Genomic DNA, 19,189 nt, shown 5'->3' with positions numbered 1-19,189 from the left:
CTTCCCAAAACCTGTGGGAGCTGGCTTGCCGGCGATAGCGGTGGCTCAGTTGAATATTCAGTGGCTGGCCCCCCCTTTGCGGGCAAGCCGTCAGACATTCGCGAGGTTACTTAACTCAAGGCCCGCCACATACCGTTCCAGATTAGCCAGGAACGTATCCGCAATTTCCTCCTTGCTGCGGGTCGAAATAGCCGAAGTATGCGGCGACAGCCGTACCCTCGGATGGCTGTACAGCGGATGCCCATCGGGCAGTGGCTCTGGCTCGGTGACGTCGAGGGAAGCCAGGCCGATCTGGTTGTTATCCAACGCGTGCAACAGCGCTTGCTGATCGAGCAGGCCACCGCGGGCGATATTGATCAGGTGCAGCCCCGGCTTTGCGCTGGCCAGTACATTACGATCGATGATATGCCGCGTTGCTTCGGTCAGGGGGGCCGCCACCACCAGGTGATCGGCGCGGGCAAACAGGTCGTGGATGTCCTTGGCCGCTTCCACGCCATCGAGGCCGAACGGGGTTGTGCTTTGACGCAGCGCCACCACCTTGAGCCCCAGTGCCAGAGCCTTTTGCGCCAGGCTTGTGCCAATCGCGCCAAAGCCCAAAAGGCCCAGCGTGGTGCCCTTGAGCGGGCGCAGCGCGGTGAACTGCCACTGGGCATCCTTTACCCAGATGTCCGGCAAATGCTTGGCCGCGGCAAAGATCGCCGCCAGGGCGAACTCGGCCAGGTTATCGGCGGCGCTGCCACGGGAAGTGGTCACGGGTGGGCCGTTGAATAGCCACTGGGGGTAGAAGTCGATACCCGACGACACCAGGTGCACCCACTGTGCGCCGTAGGGCCAGCCCGGTGGCGGGGTGTCGGGGGCGGTGTAGCCCCGCACATTGATCGGGCGCAGCAGCAGGATATTGGCGTGGGCCGGCAAGTCACTGGGCACACCGACCGGCACGCCGATTACCTGGGCTTCGGGGTGCAGTGGGGCAAGGCGCTCCCGGATCACCTGGTTGTAATCTTCGTCCAGTTGGCTGGCAATAATCACCTGGCTCATGTGCGTTCCTTTTGGCGCTGGTTGAACACAGCTTTGCCGACGCCTTGCAGCACGGCGTCATTTTGCGGAGTGTGGATGCGGCTGCACAGCACATCGCGGTAATGCCGTTGCAGTGGGCTGTGCCGTGATAGGCCAGGGTTGCCCGAGGCTTCGATGGCCAGCTCGACCGCACGGATCGCATTGCCGGTCACCAGGTACTTCACTTGTGCGGCATTGGCCGTCGGCGTGTGGCCTGCGGCAGCAGCATCGAGCAGGCTACGGTTGGCGAACAGCAAAGTGTCGATATGGCCGACGGTCTCCTGAAAACGCGGCAGGGTGGACAGTGCCGCGCCGAGATTCGACGGCTTGCGCTCCTCCAGCCAGTCCACCAGCCGGTCTCGTGCCGCCTGGGCCACGGCGTCGTACACCGAGGACAACAACACCGACATCCAGAGGAATCCTTCGCCATCCAGCTCCGCTTGCGGGGCGCTCCAGGGGCTGACGCTGACCGCATGGTCCAGGGGCACCCATACGTTGTCCAACACCACCTCATGGCTGCAGGTGGCGCGCATGCCCAAGTGGTCCCAGGTGTCGATGATGCTGACGCCGGGGCTGGCCTTGGGCACCAGCCAGGCGCCTACCAGCGGGTCGGCGTCATCGCTGCGCGCCCACACGCTGAACCAGCTCAGGCCATGGCTGCCGGTGGAGTAGAGCTTGCGCCCACTGATACGCCAGCCGTCGGCGGTGCGCACGGCGGTGGTGGCCGGCAAACCGCCACGGGCTGGGGTGCCAAGGTCAGGTTCGACACGCAGGGCATTGATCAGCGCGCCGTTCTGCACCGCCTCCTGCGCGACCTGCACGCGCAGGTGTGCGGGCCAGCTCTGGTTGTCTTGCAGGCGGGCGTGTTGCAGGTATTGCATCACCAGGATCAATGCCGTGGACGGTTCGCCCTTGGCGATGGCGCTAATGACCTTGCGCGCCTGGGACAGGCTGGCGCCACCGCCGCCGAGTTTTTTCGGCACGGTCAGGGCGATGAGTTGGTGTTGGTGCAGGAGCTTGAAATTAGCGTGGGGGAAGGCGCCGCTTTCGTCATAGAGGGGCGCGGTACTGGCCAGCTCGGCGCTGAGATGATCAAGCAGGGCGTCGAAATCGACGGCTTCCACAGCCTTGAGAGACGGTTGAGTCATAAGTCTGTACTCGGTCAAAAATGTGGGAGGGTGGCAAGCCCTGACCCCCTTGTAGGAGCGAGCTTGCTCGCGAAAAACTCACAGGCGCCGCGTTTATTCAGGAAGTACGCGTTATCGTGGGCGTTCTTCGCGAGCAAGCTCGCTCCTACAGGGGGTAGTATTCAGGCCAGGGCTTGTTCGGTGGCTTCGATCACGCTGTAGCGGTTCGCTGGCACTTCCAGGCCGAGGTTGTCCCGTAGGGTGTGGCCGCTGTACTCGGTACGGAACAACCCTCGCTGTTGAAGCACCGGCACCACCAACTCAGTGAAATACTGCAGGCCATCCGGCAGTACCGAGTTGATGATGAAACCATCGCTGGCGCCGCTCTCGAACCAGGTCTGGATGGCATCCGCGACGTGTTCCGGGGTGCCGACAAAGTCGCGCTGGGGCCGCGAGAAACGCAGGGCCACTTCGCGCAGGGTCAGGCCTTCGTCACGGGCCAGTTGCTTGATACGTTCGGAGCCACCTTTCTGGCTGTTGGCGCCCAGGTCGCCCAATTCAGGGAAGGGCGCATCCAGCGGGTACTGGCTGAAATCATGGTCGTTGAACGGCCTGCCGAGTGCGACAATGGCGTCTTCCACGGTGACCAGTGCCACGGCTTGCTGGTAGCGGCTTTCCACTTCGGCGGCATCGCGCCCGACAATCGGGCGGATGCCCGGCAGGATCGACAGGCTGTCCGGGTCGCGGCCAAAGCCCTTGGCGCGGCGTTTCAAATCGGCGCTGTAGGCCTTGGCCTCATCGATAGTTTCCACATGCACAAAAATCGCATCGGCGTTTTCGGCGGCAAAGTTACGCCCATCCTCCGAAGTGCCCGCCTGGAAAATCGCCGGTTGGCCCTGGCGCGAACGCGCGATGTTCAGCGGGCCTTTGACCGAGAAGAATTCGCCCTTGTGGTTAAGCGCATGCAACTTGCCTGGGGTGAAGAATTCGCCGCTGTGTTTGTTATAGGCAAAGGCATCGTCCTCCCAGGAATCCCACAGACCCTTGACCACATTCAGGTGTTCCTTGGCGATGCGGTAGCGCACGGCGTGGGGCGGATGCTCGGCCTTGCCGAAGTTATCGGCGGTGCCACTCAGCCACGAGGTGACGACGTTCCAGCCGGCACGGCCGCCGCTGATGTGGTCCAGGGAGGCGAACTGGCGTGCTACCTGGTAAGGCTCGGTGTAGCTGACGGTCACGGTGGCGACCAGGCCGATATGAGTGGTCAGCGCGGCCAGGGCCGAGAGGATCGTCAGCGGCTCGAAACGGTTGAGGTAATGGGGGCTGGACTTGGGGTGGATATGCAGGCTGTCGGCGATGAACACGAAGTCGAACCGGGCGGCTTCGGCCAGTTCGGTCTGCTGCTTGTAGAAGCCGAAATTGGTGCTGGCGTCGGGTTGTGCCTGCGGGTGGCGCCATTCGCCCCAACCGTGGCCGACACCGTGCACCATGGCACCGAGTTTCAATTGACGTGGCTTGCTCATGTTCTGCTCCTTAGCGCGAGGCTTGTTCGAGGGGGATACGCTTGGCGTTGAAGCTGGAATCGAAGCCCTGGGAGACGTCGATGTGTTGGCTCAGCAGGCCTTCTTTTACATAGGTGTCGGCGGTGGCTTGCAGGCCATGGATCACCGTATCGTCAATCGTGACCGGGGAAAGATGGGTGTCCTGGGCCACTTCTATATGCACGGCCAGTGGCAGGCCAGTGATCTTGGCCTGGGCAGCGGCGTATTGCTCGGGATGGGTATTGGCCCAGGCGTAGGCGCGATCAATGCGGGCGACAAAGTCGTCCAGTTGCACGCGCTTGTCGGCAATGGCTTGGCCGGTGGCGGCGAAGTACAGATGATTGCTCAGCAGGTGCTTGCCGCTCACCAGCACGCGAGCATTGCTCTGTGAGGTGACCACGGTGGTGTAAGGGTCCCACGTCGCCCAGGCATCGGCGGTGCCGTTGTCGAGTACCAGCCGGGACTCGGCGGGCAGCAGGAAGATGAACTGCACATCCTGGGTGGTCAGCCCGGCATCGTTCAGGGCCTTGATCGCCAGGTAGTGCCCGATGGAGCCGCGCCCGGTGACGATCTTCTTGCCCTTGAGGTCGGCCGCGGTCTTGATCGGTGAATCCTTGGGCACCAGCAGCGCCGTGGTGTTACGGCCCTCGGCATGGATGATGCTGATCACCTTGATCGAGGCACCGGCGCCGAGGGCGAACACATAAGGGGCATCGCCCAGGGCGCCGATATCCACAGCGCCGGCGTTCAGCGCTTCGCCCAGGGGCGAGGCCGAGGGGAATTCCGACCATTTGATCTCGTAGGGCACGTTCTGGCTTTCGCCCGAGGCTTCCAGCAGCGCCTTGATCGTGGATTTCTGGTTGGCCACGCGCAGCGGTTGCAGGTCGCCAGCCTGGACGGTGGAAAGCAGGCCGAGGGCGAGGGCAGCGCCCAGCAACAGGCGTTTGAATGGAATGGCGTACAGCATGGGAAAAACTCCAGGCGTTGGGTAAAGGAAAGTACCTCCGCCTGGAGAAGGGGTCGGTTGAGCGAAACGGTGCAGCGGTGAATCAGATCACGTAGAAACCATGGGTGCCGTCGCGGGCCAGTTGTTCCACGAGGCCGAACTCCCAATCCAGGTAAGCCTGCATGGCTTCCCGAGGGTTGTCGGTGCCTTCGTAAGGGCGGCGGTAGCGGTCGATACGCGGGGACGCCAAGTGGCTTTCGCCTGACTCAAGGGGCAGTTGCGCTTGGATCCAGCCGGCCGTGCCGTCCTGCAGCAAAAAGACCGGCTTGCCGGTAAGGGCCTCGACTTCCGGCACGGCCAGGCGCGCCAGTTGGCTGCTGCCGCAGGTCAACACATAGCGCTGGGCGCTCGGTACCTTGCTCAGGGCCTCGGGCAGTTGCGCGCGTAGCACCCACCGAGCGCCGGGGATATGACGTTTCACGTAGTTGGCGCTGGCCGTGAAGTCCAGCACCTGCGTGTCGCCATGGCCGAGCCAGTCGGCAAGGGTGTGGGGGCTGATCAGTTCGGCCTGGGGCGGCGGCGGTACTGGCGCGACCCATGCGCCGCGCTCGCTGAAGTGCTCCGCTTGCAGGTCATCCAATACGTACACCTGCCAGCCCAACTGGGCCAGCCACGACGCGGACATATTGGCGCGCACACCGTCGTCGTCCACCAGTACCAGGCGCGCACCGCGCACACTGGCAACGTGGTCGGTTTCCTGCACCAGTTGCCCGCCCGGGGTGGCGCGGGCGCCCGGCAGGTGGCCGGCTTCGAATTCTTCTGCGGTGCGCACATCGAACAGGTAGGTGGTGCGGGTCGCGTCCTGTTGCCAGCGGTGCAGATCATTGAGCGTCGCACGCTTGACCCCGGCTTTATCGGCAACACCATGTGCCTTTTGGGCGGCGAGTTGGCGATGGTTTTCCGAGGTCGGCGCAAAGCGGCGCGCCTGGCCATGGTCGAGGGTCTGCCCGGCCAAGGTCCAGCCGATGGTGCCGTTGCGCAGGGCTGCCACCGGGTTGGGGAGGCCGGCGTTGATCAACGACTGAGTGCCGATAATGCTGCGGGTGCGCCCGGCGCAATTGACGATAATGCGCGTAGACGGATCGGGCGCCAGCTCACGGGCGCGCAACACCAACTCGGCCCCCGGCACGCTGATGCTGCTGGGGATGCTCATGGTCTGGTATTCGTCGAAGCGGCGCGCATCGAGCACCACCACATCGGCCTGGCTGTCGAGCAGGGCCTGGACCTCTTCGGCGGCCAGGGACGGTGTGTGGCGCTGGCTCTCCACCAGTTCGCCAAACGCCTTGCTGGGTACATTGACGTCGATAAACAGCTCGCCACCGGCCCGACGCCAACCGTCCAGCCCATCCTCCAGCAGGCTGACCTGGGTGTAGCCCAGTGCAACCAGGCGTTCGGCGGCGCGCTGGGCCAGCCCTTCGCCGTTGTCGTACAGGGTGACTTGGGTATCGCGGCGTGGAATGCGCGCGTACACCTCCAGTTCCAGCTTGGACAAGGGAATATTCGCGGCGAACAGCGGATGGGCCTCGGCAAAGGGGGCTTCTTCGCGCACGTCGATCAGCGCGACTTCTTCGCGTGCCAACAGGGCCTGGCGAATCTGCGCAAAGCTGCGGGTCGATAGGGTGGTCATAGGGCAGGGCTCTTTTCTTTGGACAGGTCCCAGATGTTCGGGAGATAGGCGTTGGAATAACCGGAGATAAACAGTTTCTCGCTGCCGTCGGGTTGATACACCGCCCGGCGCACCGCGCCGATATTGGCGCCGTATACGTGGATGCTGATGGACACTTGGTCGCCGTGGGCATTGCTGACCTGATGGATATCGCCGACTTTGGGCGACACCGCCTCGACCTGGCCCGGCAGCAATTGCACGGGTTCGCCTTGCGCTACCAGGCCGCCGCCCGGTGCCCGGGCAAACCCCTGGGAAACCTCCGCGCCGCGCAACATACCGATCAGCCCCCACACCCGGTGGTCATGAATCGGCGTGCGTTGCCCTGGCCCCCACACAAAGCTGACCACGCTGAATCGCTGGCGCGAATCGGCATGTAGCAAGAATTGCTGGTAGCGCTCGGGGTCGGGCTGGGCGAATTCGTCGGGCAGCCAATCATCGTGGCTGACCAGTTGCGCCAGCAGCTTGCCGCCACGGTGCAGCAGGTCGCCTTCACGCGGGTTGCCGTCGATCAATTCCGCCAGGGCGCCTATGAAGGCTCTGAGTCTCTCGGGGTGTCGGGCCTGGGTCATGACCATTCCATCGGGCTGTTGGTATGCTTTTATCTAAGCATAATGTTTATTTTTAATATGCTATTTTTTAATGATTAGCTTATAGCCGGAGGTAATTTAGAACCGGTTTGAATAGTGTTAGACGTTATTGATCACTGGTTGGGCTATCCAGACCTGTGTGCGGCCACTATGCTTCACGCACATCTTAATGACTGATCTGTATGTGCGGCCCAAATGAAAATTGACGATATCGATGCCTTTGTCGAAGTGATTCGTTGCCAGTCCATCAGCCATGCCGCCGCGTCGTTGCAGCTGACCCAGCCAGCCATCACCCGCCGCGTGCAGAACTTCGAGCAGGCTCTGGGAGTGGAGCTGTTCGACCGCAACACCAAGCCCCTCAAGCCAACGCTGATCGGTACCCGTGTCTATGAGCAATGCCGGTTGATCCTGCGCGAGATGGATGCCCTGCGCGAACTGGTGGCCACCGATGCACCGCCCACCGGCGTGCTGCGCCTGGGCGTACCGCAGACCATCGGCGATGTGGTGCTGCTGGACGCACTCAAGCACCTGCGCAGCGAATACGCCGACTTGCGTGCCCAGGTTGCCACCGGCTGGGGCAGCCAATTGGTCGGCAAGATCGAACGCGGCGAACTGGATGCGGCGGTGGCGTTGTTCCCCGCGGGCAAGATCTTCCCGGACAACCTGGTCGGTGAGTCCATCGGCAAGATGGAGTTGGTGGTGGTCTGTGCCAAGGCGCAGTTGCCGAAGAAGCCTTGCAAGCTGGCGGACGTGTACCAGAGCGGTTGGATCCTCAACCCGGACGGTTGCGGGTTCCGTGCGGGGTTGCAGCGCACCTTGTCTGACCAGGGCCTGGCGCTGCGGGTAAACCTGGAAACCTTTGGCACCGAACTGCAACTGGGCCTGGTGGCCGACGGCCTCGGCCTTGGCCTGGTGCCACGTCCGTTGCTGGAACGCAGTGCTCATCGCGAGCAGCTGGCGGCGATGCCCCTCAAGGACTTCAAGCCGGTGATGGATTTGTGGCTGATCTATCCGCATTTTCTCGGCAACCTGCAAGGGCCGGTGGATGCGTTTGGTCAATGGGTGGCGGATGCTTTGCACAAGATCCGCAGCGCTGCCTGACGCCTTGTCAGCCGACGCTTATCCACCTGACACCCCGCGATTAAACCGTGGGAGCTGGCTTGCCTGCGATGACGGGCTGCCAGCCGACATTTACCTACCTGACACCCCGCAATCCAACTGTGGGAGCTGGCTTGCCTGCGATAGCGGCCTGACAGCCGATACAGGGTGTCAGACCGAGTACATATCCATTCCTGCGGTAACGGCTACTTAGGGTTCCGCTTTTACAGCGGCTCACTTTTGAAAAGAGCCCAAAAGTAAGCAAAAGGCTCTTGCCCCACCACTCGGCACCTCGCCTAGGCTCGGTGTGCCCGTAATCCGCCAGTGATTTGGGGGGCCGCCGCCACGCGCCATCCATGGCGCGGGGCGGCTAAACCGGCATCCCTGCCGGTTTACCCCCCAAATCCCTGTCGAATTCCGGCCAGCGTGGTTTAACGGGGCGCCTGAGATCAAGATCAAAAGCAGATCAAGAGCGGCTCGCTTCGCATCGTGGTTACCTTCTCCAGATGGCCGGCTTGCCCTTTTTGTAGGAGCGAGCTTGCTCGCGAAAAACGCTCAGGCGCCGCGTTCATTCAGGAAACACGCGTTATTGTTGACGTTTTCGCGAGCAAGCTCGCTCTACACAGGGTTTGCATCACTGCACGTCCACCCGCTGCACCTGCAACCCCAACTGTTCATATGCTTGCACCTCCGGCGCGTCCCACTCGGTAATCAGCGTATGAATACGGCTGCAAGGCGCCACCACAAAGGGTTCCACCGCGCCGAGCTTGTCTGAGGTGGTCACGGCGATGACGTGGGACGCGCTGTCGAGCAAGGCTTGCTTGACGGCGACTTCACCAAAATGCAGCGAGGTGATGCCCACTTGCGGATGCAGTGCGCAAACCCCGGTGAACAACAGGTCGGCCTTGACGCTCTGGATCAGCCGCACCGCGTCATGGCCGCCGGTGGAGAGCGTGGCGGGGTTGAGTTGGCCGCCGGCCAGGATCACTTTTATATGCGGATGGTCGGCCAGGGCGATGGCGATCATGGGGGATGGCGTGACCACGGTCAGGTGCAGTGCATGGGGCAAGCACTGTGCGATCTGCAAGGTGGTGGAGCCAGAATCGAACAGCACGATCTGGCCGTCTTCAACCCGCTCCGCCGCCACGCGAGCGAGGTGGCGCTTGACCTCGTTGGTTTCCCCGACACGGGTAAAGAAATCCTTGCCGGTGTCCTTGGGTCGGGGCAGGGCGCCGCCATGTACGCGTTGCAACAGGCCGGCGGCAGCGAGTTCGCCGAGGTCGCGGCGGATGGTGTCCTGGGACACGGCAAAATGCTCGACCAACTCGGAGGCAGTGACCTTGCCGTCGCGTTCCAGCAACAACAAGATCTTCTGTTTGCGCAGGGAAGGCAGGTCGATGGCTTGATGAGTGTTATGCATGTTTGTGCGCTTTATTGCGGGTTTGTGCGAGATTAATCGCCGGCCCATCTAAACGCAACGGCTGGTTGCCCACGCTCCTGCCGGTTACTCTCTGTGTTCAGTTCAGGGAGAGGTGACCCGATGCCGTTGATCACAACCATCGAAGACTTACGCAAGCTGGCGCAAAAACGTGTCCCCCGCATGTTCTACGACTACGCCGATTCCGGCTCCTGGACTGAGAGCACCTACCGCGCCAACGAAACTGATTTTGCGCGTATCAAGTTCCGCCAACGGGTGGCGCGCAATATCGACGAGCGTTCGATCCGCGCCAGCATGATCGGCCAGCACATGGCCATGCCCGTGGCGTTGGCGCCGACTGGCCTGGCGGGCATGCAGCACGCCGATGGCGAAATCCTCACTGCCCGTGCCGCTGCTGCGTTCGGGCTGCGCTACACCTTGTCGACCATGAGTATCTGTTCGCTGGAAGACATCGCCGAGCATGTCGGCCAGCCGTTCTGGTTCCAGTTGTATGTGATGCGCGACCGCAGTTTTATCGAGCAGTTGATCGAGCGCGCCAAGGCGGCCGGGGTGGATGCATTGGTGCTGACCCTGGATTTGCAGATTCTGGGGCAGCGCCACAAGGACTTGATCAATGGTTTGTCCGCGCCGCCCAAGCTGACCCTGCCGAACATTCTCAACATGATCACCAAGCCTCGCTGGGTGATGGGCATGCTGGGTACCCAGCGGCGTGGTTTTGGCAATATCGTCGGGCATGTGAAGGGCGTGGCCGACATGAGTTCGCTGTCGTCGTGGACCGCCCAGCAATTTGACCCGCGCCTGAGCTGGGACGATGTGGCGTGGATCAAGCGGTGCTGGGGCGGCAAGCTGATCATCAAGGGCATTCTCGATGTGGAGGATGCGCGCTTGGCGGCCGATTGCGGTGCCGATGCGTTGGTGGTGAGTAACCACGGTGGCCGCCAGCTTGATGGCGCGCCGTCGAGCATCAGCCAATTGCCGGCGATTGTCGAGGCCGTGGGCAACCGCATTGAAGTGTGGCTCGACGGCGGTATTCGTTCCGGCCAGGACGTGCTCAAGGCCATGGCGCTGGGCGCCAAGGGCACCATGATTGGTCGCCCGCACTTGTATGGGCTAGGGGCTATGGGCGAGGCGGGCGTGACCAAGGCCCTCGATATCATCGCCCGCGAACTGGATGTGTCGATGGCGCTCTGTGGCTATAAGGATATACGCGAAGTGAATCGCGAAATCCTGTTGCCCGGTACCTTTCCTGGAAGCACGGCTTGAGCAAAAAAACCGTAAAAATATAAAAAGAGTTGTCCACGAAAACCGTGGGTATCTCTGTGGATAACTTTGCGAAGGCCCGGCAGCGTTGGCGATTTCAGCGAAGATCATTATTTGATCAACTTGTATTTCGGGCCAACATGGCCAGGGTTTGCGCTTGACAGCCAAGCGCGAACCCAGTGTCGAAAAGCGTATTTACGAGGCGTTATCGCGGCCTGTGGAGTGTGTCACCACCTGAGCCGGCATCTTCGTGCGCATCAGGTTTTCCAGCGCTTGGCCATAGCTGAGCCCTGCGAGGTTCATGCTGTTGTTATGGCTGGCACCTGGCACCAGCAACAGGTGTTTGGGTTGCTGGGCGGCTTCGAATAACTGCTGGCTGAAGCGCGGCGGCACGTAGCGGTCGTCGAGGCCGTGGACCACCAGCAGCGGCATGTGGATGTCGGCAATCTTGTCGATGGAATCGAACTTCTGCGACAGCAACCAGCGTACCGGCAATGAGGTGTTGGCAACGGCCGTGGCGACATCTGCCAGGGAGGTGAACGTGGACTCGATCACCAGCCCACGCACCGGCAATGGCACCTGCTTGCCCAACTCGGCAGCGAGGTCGATGGCGACCGCGCCACCCAGGGAGTGCCCGTAGATCAGGCGTTTGCCGGGGTCTGGTTGCAGGGTCTGGAAACGCTCCCAGGCAATGCGTGCGTCCTCGTACACCGTGGCTTCCGAGGGCAGGTCGCCCTGGCTTTGGCCAAAGCCGCGATAGTCGATGGCCAGGACCGAAAAGCCCAGGGCATGCAGTTGCTCGATGCGAAACAATTGGCCCGTGAGGTTCCAGCGTACCCCGTGCAGGTAGAGGATGGCGGGCGCGTCTTTGTTGGCTGCCGGGTACCACCAGCCATGAATGTTCTGCCCTGCTTTGAAACTGGCGGGCGTGAGTTCGAATTCCTGCACCGCCTTGGGCAGGCCGGTGTACCAGCCGGCGGTTCCCGGCTCGATGCGAAACACAAGTTCGCGCTCCTTGTGTTGCAACACGGCGCAGCCGACCGGCAGGCCGACAATCAACACGGCCATGCACAGCCAGACAAGCCAGCGCAGGCCCCGGCGGGGCATAGAAACAGAAGACATGAAGGTTCCAGAACAAAGATGAAGCACGGGTTTTACCAGATGGCCTGGGCGGGTAGGCATTAATGCGACGGCCGTGACGGATGAAAGTGTTACAGCATTGAACAATCCTCGCGCGGGTTGATAGGGTGGACGGCTCGAACCTGCCCTACCTGCAAAGGCCCACACATGAACAACAGCCCCGTGCGCATCACCGCCGAAGAAACCCTCTCGGACAACTGGTACCTGCTGAAGAAATACAGCTTCGACCTGCGCCGTCGCGACGGCAGTTGGCAAGCCCAGACCCGCGAGGTGTATGACCGGGGCAACGGTGCGACCATCCTGTTGTACAACCGTGAGCAACGCACAGTCTTGCTGATTCGCCAGTTCCGCATGCCCACTTTCGTCAACGATTACCCCGGCTACCTGATTGAAGCGGCGGCCGGTTTGCTCGATAACGCCAGCGCCGAAGAACGCATCCGCCTGGAGGCCGAGGAAGAGACCGGCTATCGCGTCGGGCATGTTGAGAAAATCTACGCGGCGTTCATGAGCCCGGGATCGGTGACGGAGCGGATTCACTTTTTTATCGGTGAATACCAGCCAGGCGACCGAGTGGGAGCGGGCGGAGGCCTGGAAGAAGAGGGCGAGGATATCGAGGTACTGGAGCTGGGCTTTGAGCAGGCACTGGCGATGGTGCAGAGCGGGGAGATTGTGGATGGCAAGACGATTATGTTGTTGCAGCATCTGGAGCTGCGGATGTTGAAAGAGGGGTGGTGAGGTATGCCTTCATGTGCATAGGTATCTACACAACTTTGGCACGACGCTGAATCTGTGGCGAGGGAGCTTGCTCCCGTGACGGCCTGGCAGCCGACACAGATATAACTGATGCCCCGCGATCCAATGTGGGAGCTGGCTTGCCTGCGAAGACGGCCTGACAGTCAACACAGTTGGACCGTGTACATATCCATTCCTGCGGTAACGGCCACCTAGGGTTCCGCTCTTACAGCGGCTCACTTTTGAAAAGCGCAAAAGTAAGCAAAACGCTCTTGCCCCACCACTCGGCACCTCGCTTAGGCTCGGTGTGCCCGTAATCCGCCAGTGATTTGGGGGGCCGCCGCCACGCGCCATCCATGGCGCGGGGCGGCTAAACCGGCATCCCTGCCGGTTTACCCCCCAAATCCCTGTCGAATTCCGGCCAGCGTGGTTTAACGGGGCGCCTAAGATCAAAAGCAGATCAAGATCAAGATCAAGAGCGGCTCGCTTCGCATCGTTTTAACCGTTGAGCTTACAGACTTAAGTAGATACATATGCCTTCATGTGGGAGCTGGCAATTAGCAGACTGACGGTTATTGTCAGAAATTTCCCACAGGAGTACAAATGTACTCCATGACAAACCTGACTCCCCGCCGCACCGCCATCCTGACCTTCATTCGCGAGCGCATCGCGCAACAAGGCCAGCCTCCCAGCCTCGCCGAGATCGCCGAGGCGTTCGGCTTCGCCTCGCGCAGCGTCGCCCGCAAGCATGTGGTGGCGCTGACCGAAGCTGGGTTTATCGAGGTCAACCCCAACCAGGCCCGTGGCATTCGCTTGCTCAATCAACCTGCGCGTCCCGAGTGGCTGGATGTACCGGTGCTCGGTCGTGTGGCGGCCGGTCGGCCGATTGGCGCCGATGCCGAGGTGCACAGCCGCTTGCAACTGGACCCCGCCACTTTCGCCAAAACCCCCGATTACCTGCTGCGGGTGCAGGGCGATTCGATGATTGAAGATGGCATTCTCGATGGCGACCTGGTGGGCGTGCGCCGCAGTGCCGAAGCCTTGAACGGGCAGATTGTGGTGGCACGCCTGGACGGCGACGTCACCATCAAGCGTTTCGAGCGCCACGGCGACAGTGTTCGCCTGTTGCCGCGCAACCCGGCCTATCAACCCATCGTGGTCGGGCCCGAGCAGGACCTGGCCATCGAAGGCGTGTTCTGCGGCCTGGTGAGGCAAGGCTGATGGGCGCCGTGGTTGCCCTGGACTCGCTGTTCAATGGCGGGCGAGTCTGGAAGGGCCGGCCCGCCGCCCCCCCGGCCAGCGTGCACCCCACGGGGCTGGCGGCGCTGGATGCGGTGCTGCCCAGTGGCGGCTGGCCGGAATCGGCCTTGAGTGAAATCCTGATGGCCCAGGACGGGGTGGGCGAGTTGCAACTGGTGCTGCCTACCCTGGCGCGCCTGTCGGCCCTGGGCGAGCGCATTGTGCTGGTGGCGCCGCCCTATACCCCCTATCCCCATGCGTGGCAGAACGCCGGGGTGGATGTGCGCCAGCTGTCCATCATCCGGGCCGAGGAGCGTGACGCGTTGTGGGCGGTGGAGCAATGCCTGCGTTCTGGCAGTTGCGGGGCGGTGTTGTGTTGGCCGCGCAAGGCCGATGATCGTGCCTTGCGGCGTTTGCAGGTGGCGGCCGAAACCGGGCAGACCCTGGCGTTTGCCTGGCGCTCCCTGAGCGAGGCGATCAATGCCTCGCCTGCCGCCCTGCGCCTGGCGGTCGAGGCCAGGCCCGCGCAAGTGCGGGTGCTCAAGTGCCGTGGCGGGCTGGCCCATCCGGCGCCAATTGCCCTGGCGGGGCATTGAGGTTGCCATGCGTTGGGTGTGTATTGTCTTCCCGCAATTGGCGCTGGACGGGGCACAGCGTGTGCACCCCGAACCCGAGCAGCCGCTGGCGCTGCTGGCCGGCACGCCGCAGCGGCGCGTGTTGCAAACCGTCAACGCCGCCGCACGCGCCTTGGGCCTGCGCCCCGGGCAATCGTTGACGGCAGCCCATGCCCTGGTCAAGCAGTTTGCCTGTGTCGAATACGACCCGCTGGAGATCGAGCGCCTGCAGCAGTTTCTGGCCGCCTGGGCCTACCGATTCAGCTCCCAAGTCAGCCTGTATTACCCACGGGCCTTGTTGTTCGAGATCGAATCGAGCCTGGGCCTGTTCGGGCCCTGGCCGCAACTTGAGGCGCGTTTGCGCAAAGAGCTGACCGAACTTGGCTTTCGTCATCGCATCGTCGCTGCGCCCAACCCGGCGGCGGCGCGGATATTGGCAAACGGCTACGACGGCCTGGCCGTGGCCGATGACAGCGCCCTGATGCAGGCCCTGGCGTCGCTGCCTGTCGACCGTGCAGGCCTTGAACCCCAAGCCGCCACCGCCTTGTCGCGCATGGGCCTGCGCAGCCTGGCCCAGGTGCAGGCCTTGCCCCGGCATACCCTGACGCGACGTTTTGACGCCAGCCTGCTCAAGCACCTCGACGCCCTGAGCGGGCAGCGGCCATTGGCCCTGGATTTTTATCAACCGCCCGACCAGTTCGATGCACGCATCGAGTTGAATTTCGATGTGCAATCCCACCAGGCGCTGTTGTTCCCCTTGCGGCGTTTGACCGGCGACCTGTCCGCGTTCCTGTGCGGCCGCGACAGTGGCGTGCAGCGCTTTGACCTGCACCTGGAACACGCCCAGGCACAAGACAGCGTGATCAAGGTGGGCCTGCTCAGCGCCGAGCGCGAGCCTTCAATGTTGTTCGAACTGGCCCGTGGGCGCCTGGAGCAGGTACAGGTCACCGCGCCGGTGCGGGGTGTGCGCCTGGTGGCCGAGGACTTGCCGGTGTTCGTGCCGCAACGCCAGGACCTGTTCGACGACCGCCCGCAACAAACCCTGCCGTGGGAACAGTTGCGCGAACGCCTGCGTGCACGCCTGGGGGATGAGGCGGTGCAGGGCCTGCGTTTTCAGGCCGACCATCGCCCCGAATGCGCCTGGCAGGCTGCGACCGACCACCAGGCGTGCCCGAGCTTGAACAAGGTCCGCCGCCCAGGCTGGTTATTGCCGCAACCGACCTTGCTGGCCGAACACGGCGTACAGATCCTGATGGGTCCGGAGCGCATTGAATCGGGCTGGTGGGATGGCGCCGATGTCCGCCGCGACTATTACCTGGTCCAGACCCGCGCCGGCCAGCAGGGTTGGGCCTATCGCACGGTGGGGCAAGGCGATGGGCTGTGGTTGCAAGGGTGGTTTGCATGAGCATCCCCTCAGCTGGAGCGCACTTACTGTGGCGAGCAAGCTTGCTTGCGCTGGGGTGCGTAGCGGCCCCAATAAAAGCCGGAGACTGCTGCGCAGTCAGCGGGAGCAAGCTCCCTCGCCACAGCAAGCTCGCTCCTACAACAGGGGGTGGGGGCGCATGAATTATGCCGAGCTGCACTGCCTGTCCAATTTCAGCTTCCAGCGTGGTGCCTCCAGTGCGCTGGAGCTTTTCGAGCGCGCCAAGCGCCAAGGCTACAGCGCCCTGGCGATCACCGATGAATGCACGCTGTCAGGCATCTTGCGTGCCTGGCAAGCCGCCAAAGCCGTGGACTTGCCGTTGATTATCGGCAGCGAAATGCACATCGAAAATGGCCCGAAACTGGTGCTGCTGGTGGAGAACCTGAGCGGTTATCAGCACCTGTGCCGGCTGATCACCCTGGCCCGGCGTCGGGCTGAAAAGGGCAGTTATCGCCTGCTACAGGAAGATTTCGAGCAACCGTTGCCCGGCCTGTTGGCGTTGTGGGTGGCGCAAGACAGCGACACCCAGGCCAGCCTCGACTGGCTGCGCCGCACCTTCGACCAGCGTCTGTGGCTGGCGGTGCACCTGCACTGTGGGCAGGACGATGCGCGCCATCTGCAACAGCGCTTGCAACTGGCCCACAGCCTGCAAATCCCTGCCGTGGCCTGCGGCGATGTGCATATGCATGCGCGAGGCCGCCGTGCCCTGCAAGACACCATGACCGCCATCCGTCACCACGTGCCGGTGGCCGAAGCTGGCACGCGCCTGCACCCCAATGGCGAACGCCACTTGCGCAGCCTCGACGCGCTGGCGGCGCTGTACCCCCAGGCCTTGCTGGATGAAACCCTCGCCCTCGCGCGGCGCTGCACCTTCGACCTCGGCCAGTTGCGCTATCACTATCCACGCGAGCTGGTACCCGCGGGGCATGACGCCCAATCCTGGCTGCGCACCCTCACCGAAGAAGGCATCGCCCAGCGCTGGCCCGAAGGCATCGACGACAAGACCTTGCAGCAAATCCATCGTGAACTGCAGCTGATCAGCGAGCTGGGTTACGAAAGCTATTTCCTTACGGTGCATGACATCGTGCGTTTCGCCCGCAGCCGTTCGATCCTGTGCCAGGGCCGTGGTTCGGCGGCTAACTCGGCGGTGTGTTTTGCCCTGGGCATCACCGAAATCAACCCGAGCCTGACCAACCTGCTGTTCGAGCGCTTCCTGTCCAAAGAGCGCAACGAGCCGCCGGACATCGACGTGGACTTTGAGCACGAGCGCCGCGAAGAGGTGCTGCAATACGTGTTCCAGCGCTATGGCCGCACCCGTGCAGCCTTGACGGCGGTGGTCAGCAGTTACCATGCCACGGGCGCGGTACGTGATGTGGCCAAGGCCCTCGGGCTGCCGGCGGACCAGATCAACGCCTTGGCCGATTGCTGCGGGCGCTGGAGCGATGAGGCGCCGCCGTTGGAGCGCCTGCGTGAAAGCGGCTTCGACCCGGACAGCCCACTGCTGCGGCGTGTCTTGACGTTGACCCAGCAACTGATCGGTTTTCCGCGGCACCTGTCCCAGCACCCTGGCGGCTTTGTGATCAGCGAATACCCGCTGGACACCCTGGTGCCGGTGGAAAATGCGGCCATGGCCGAGCGCACCATTATCCAGTGGGACAAAGACGACCTCGACGCCGTCGGTTTGCTCAAGGTGGACATCCTTGCCCTGGGCATGCTCAGCGCGATCCGCCGCTGCTTCGATTTGCTGCGCCGACATCGCCACCGGGACTTGAGCCTGGCCACGATTCCCAAGGAAGACCCGGCCACCTACGCCATGATCAGCAAGGCCGACACCATCGGTGTGTTCCAGATCGAGTCGCGGGCGCAGATGTCGATGTTGCCCCGGCTCAAGCCGCAGACGTTTTATGACCTGGTGATCGAGGTTGCCATTGTGCGGCCTGGGCCGATCCAGGGCGGCATGGTGCATCCGTACTTGCGTCGACGGAATAATGAAGAGCCCACCACCTATCCGTCGCCGCAATTGAAGGCCGTGCTGGAACGCACCCTGGGCATCCCGCTGTTCCAGGAACAGGTGATGCAAATCGCCATGGTCGCCGCCGACTACAGCCCCGGCGAGGCCGACCAGTTGCGCCGCTCCATGGCCGCCTGGAAACGCCACGGTGGCCTGGAGCCCCATCAGCAGCGCCTGCGCACCGGCATGCTGAAGAATGGCTACACCGAAGCCTTTGCCGCGCAGATTTTCGAGCAGATCAAGGGCTTTGGCAGCTATGGTTTCCCGGAGTCCCACGCCGCCAGTTTCGCCTTGCTGACCTATGCCAGTTGCTGGCTCAAATGCCATGAGCCGGCGGCCTTCGCCTGCGCCCTGATCAACAGCTGGCCCATGGGCTTCTACAGCCCGGACCAGATCCTGCAGGACGCTCGGCGCCATCGCTTGCAGATCCGCCCGGTGGATGTGCAGGCCAGCGACTGGGAATGCAGCCTGGAGCCCATCGATGGCCAGCAACCGGCGATTCGCCTGGGCTTGCGCATGATCTCGGGGTTTCGCGAGGACGACGGGCGGCGTATCGAAGCGGCGAGGCAGCAGCGGCTGTTCAATGACATCGCTGACCTGGACGCGCGCGCCGGGCTGGATACGCGTGCCCAGGCGCTGTTGGCGGATGCCGGGGCCTTGCGCGCCCTGGCCGGCAACCGCCATCAGGCGCGCTGGGACGTGGCCGGTGTGCATCAGCAACTGGGCTTGTTTGCCGGCCTGCCGAGCCCCGATGAAACGCGGGTGGCATTACCCGAACCTACGGTCGGCGAAGATTTGCACGCCGATTACGCCACCCTCGGTACCACCCTGGGGCCCCATCCCCTGGCGTTGTTGCGCGCCGAGTTACGCCGGCGCCGCTGCCGCAGTTCCCAGGAATTGCTGGCGGTGGAACATGGGCGCAACGTGAGCATCGCCGGGTTGGTCACTGGCCGCCAGCGCCCTGGCACGGCGAGCGGCGTGACCTTTGTCACCCTGGAAGATGAGTTCGGCAACCTCAATGTGGTGGTCTGGCGCGACCTGGCCGAGCGTCAGCGCCAGGCGCTGGTGGGCTCGCGTTTGCTCAAGGTGGACGGCCGGTGGGAGGCGGTAGGTGAGGTGCGGCATTTGATCGCGGGGCGCCTCACCGATTTGACGCCGTTGCTGGATGGAATGGTGGTGCGCAGCCGGGATTTTCATTGAGTTCCAGGGGTTTGTGCATTCCTCTGTGCTCAGGATGAAACCATCCACCGC

Annotated in this window: 15 protein-coding genes; 7 read left to right on the top strand and 8 right to left on the bottom strand. The window is 62.8% G+C overall.

The features are described 5' to 3' along the window. Window positions 1-90 precede the first annotated feature (90 nt). The 6 genes from ACP7CZ_RS00615 to ACP7CZ_RS00590 all read right to left on the bottom strand — a co-directional run bounded on the left by ACP7CZ_RS00615 (window position 91) and on the right by ACP7CZ_RS00590 (window position 6,965). Window positions 91-1,038: a D-isomer specific 2-hydroxyacid dehydrogenase family protein gene (locus ACP7CZ_RS00615; protein ID WP_054898668.1), complete on the bottom strand. Its 948-nt coding sequence runs from the start codon at window positions 1,036-1,038 to the stop codon at window positions 91-93. Beyond that, a complete protein-coding gene (locus tag ACP7CZ_RS00610; protein ID WP_294164646.1) occupies window positions 1,035-2,204 on the bottom strand; it encodes an acyl-CoA dehydrogenase family protein in 1,170 nt (389 codons plus the stop codon). The genes ACP7CZ_RS00615 and ACP7CZ_RS00610 overlap by 4 nt, the downstream gene beginning before the upstream one ends. A gap of 161 nt (window positions 2,205-2,365) precedes the next feature. Further along, window positions 2,366-3,706, bottom strand: a complete 1,341-nt coding sequence (locus ACP7CZ_RS00605; protein ID WP_294169523.1) for an LLM class flavin-dependent oxidoreductase — start codon at window positions 3,704-3,706, stop codon at window positions 2,366-2,368. Between the two features lie 10 nt (window positions 3,707-3,716). Then, window positions 3,717-4,691: an ABC transporter substrate-binding protein gene (locus tag ACP7CZ_RS00600; protein WP_060764778.1), complete on the bottom strand. Its 975-nt coding sequence runs from the start codon at window positions 4,689-4,691 to the stop codon at window positions 3,717-3,719. 82 nt (window positions 4,692-4,773) lie between these two features. Next, window positions 4,774-6,357, bottom strand: a complete 1,584-nt coding sequence (locus ACP7CZ_RS00595; protein WP_198791233.1) for a rhodanese-related sulfurtransferase — start codon at window positions 6,355-6,357, stop codon at window positions 4,774-4,776. Beyond that, complete coding sequence (locus tag ACP7CZ_RS00590) at window positions 6,354-6,965, bottom strand: cysteine dioxygenase (protein WP_014718170.1); 612 nt, start codon at window positions 6,963-6,965, stop codon at window positions 6,354-6,356. The genes ACP7CZ_RS00595 and ACP7CZ_RS00590 overlap by 4 nt, the downstream gene beginning before the upstream one ends. A 213-nt stretch (window positions 6,966-7,178) precedes the next feature. Between ACP7CZ_RS00590 and ACP7CZ_RS00585 the strand changes: the two genes are divergently transcribed. Next, window positions 7,179-8,084, top strand: a complete 906-nt coding sequence (locus ACP7CZ_RS00585; RefSeq protein ID WP_003191880.1) for a LysR family transcriptional regulator — start codon at window positions 7,179-7,181, stop codon at window positions 8,082-8,084. A gap of 631 nt (window positions 8,085-8,715) precedes the next feature. Here the strand turns inward: ACP7CZ_RS00585 and ACP7CZ_RS00580 are convergent. Beyond that, entirely contained in the window at window positions 8,716-9,501 is a 786-nt protein-coding gene (locus ACP7CZ_RS00580) for a DeoR/GlpR family DNA-binding transcription regulator (protein ID WP_054898675.1), read from the bottom strand. 120 nt (window positions 9,502-9,621) lie between these two features. Between ACP7CZ_RS00580 and ACP7CZ_RS00575 the strand changes: the two genes are divergently transcribed. Beyond that, window positions 9,622-10,782: an alpha-hydroxy acid oxidase gene (locus ACP7CZ_RS00575; protein WP_054898676.1), complete on the top strand. Its 1,161-nt coding sequence runs from the start codon at window positions 9,622-9,624 to the stop codon at window positions 10,780-10,782. A 192-nt stretch (window positions 10,783-10,974) separates the two neighbouring features. On the opposite strand, the gene ACP7CZ_RS00570 is transcribed toward ACP7CZ_RS00575, so the two are convergent. Beyond that, complete coding sequence (locus tag ACP7CZ_RS00570; RefSeq protein WP_294172416.1) at window positions 10,975-11,901, bottom strand: alpha/beta hydrolase; 927 nt, start codon at window positions 11,899-11,901, stop codon at window positions 10,975-10,977. 165 nt (window positions 11,902-12,066) lie between these two features. On the opposite strand from ACP7CZ_RS00570, the gene ACP7CZ_RS00565 reads away from it, so the two are divergent. The 5 genes from ACP7CZ_RS00565 (at window position 12,067) to ACP7CZ_RS00545 (ending at window position 19,138) form a co-directional block, all read left to right on the top strand. Next, a complete protein-coding gene (locus ACP7CZ_RS00565) occupies window positions 12,067-12,654 on the top strand; it encodes an NUDIX domain-containing protein (RefSeq protein WP_034125680.1) in 588 nt (195 codons plus the stop codon). A 600-nt stretch (window positions 12,655-13,254) separates the two neighbouring features. Then, window positions 13,255-13,872, top strand: a complete 618-nt coding sequence (gene lexA / locus ACP7CZ_RS00560) for a transcriptional repressor LexA (protein ID WP_054898514.1) — start codon at window positions 13,255-13,257, stop codon at window positions 13,870-13,872. Further along, entirely contained in the window at window positions 13,872-14,486 is a 615-nt protein-coding gene (gene imuA / locus ACP7CZ_RS00555) for a translesion DNA synthesis-associated protein ImuA (protein WP_003191873.1), read from the top strand. The genes lexA and imuA overlap by 1 nt, the downstream gene beginning before the upstream one ends. A gap of 7 nt (window positions 14,487-14,493) precedes the next feature. Beyond that, window positions 14,494-15,909 (top strand): Y-family DNA polymerase, encoded by a 1,416-nt coding sequence (locus ACP7CZ_RS00550; RefSeq protein ID WP_294164605.1) that lies wholly within the window; start codon window positions 14,494-14,496, stop codon window positions 15,907-15,909. Between the two features lie 157 nt (window positions 15,910-16,066). Then, a complete protein-coding gene (locus tag ACP7CZ_RS00545) occupies window positions 16,067-19,138 on the top strand; it encodes an error-prone DNA polymerase (protein ID WP_294164604.1) in 3,072 nt (1,023 codons plus the stop codon). Window positions 19,139-19,189 lie beyond the last annotated feature (51 nt).

It is taken from the genome of Pseudomonas sp. DWP2-2 (genome assembly GCF_049897065.1).
Classification (GTDB): Bacteria; Pseudomonadota; Gammaproteobacteria; order Pseudomonadales; family Pseudomonadaceae; genus Aquipseudomonas; species Aquipseudomonas paracarnis.
Note: the sequence above shows the minus strand (reverse complement) of the source record. Positions and strands in the feature narration are given on the sequence as shown.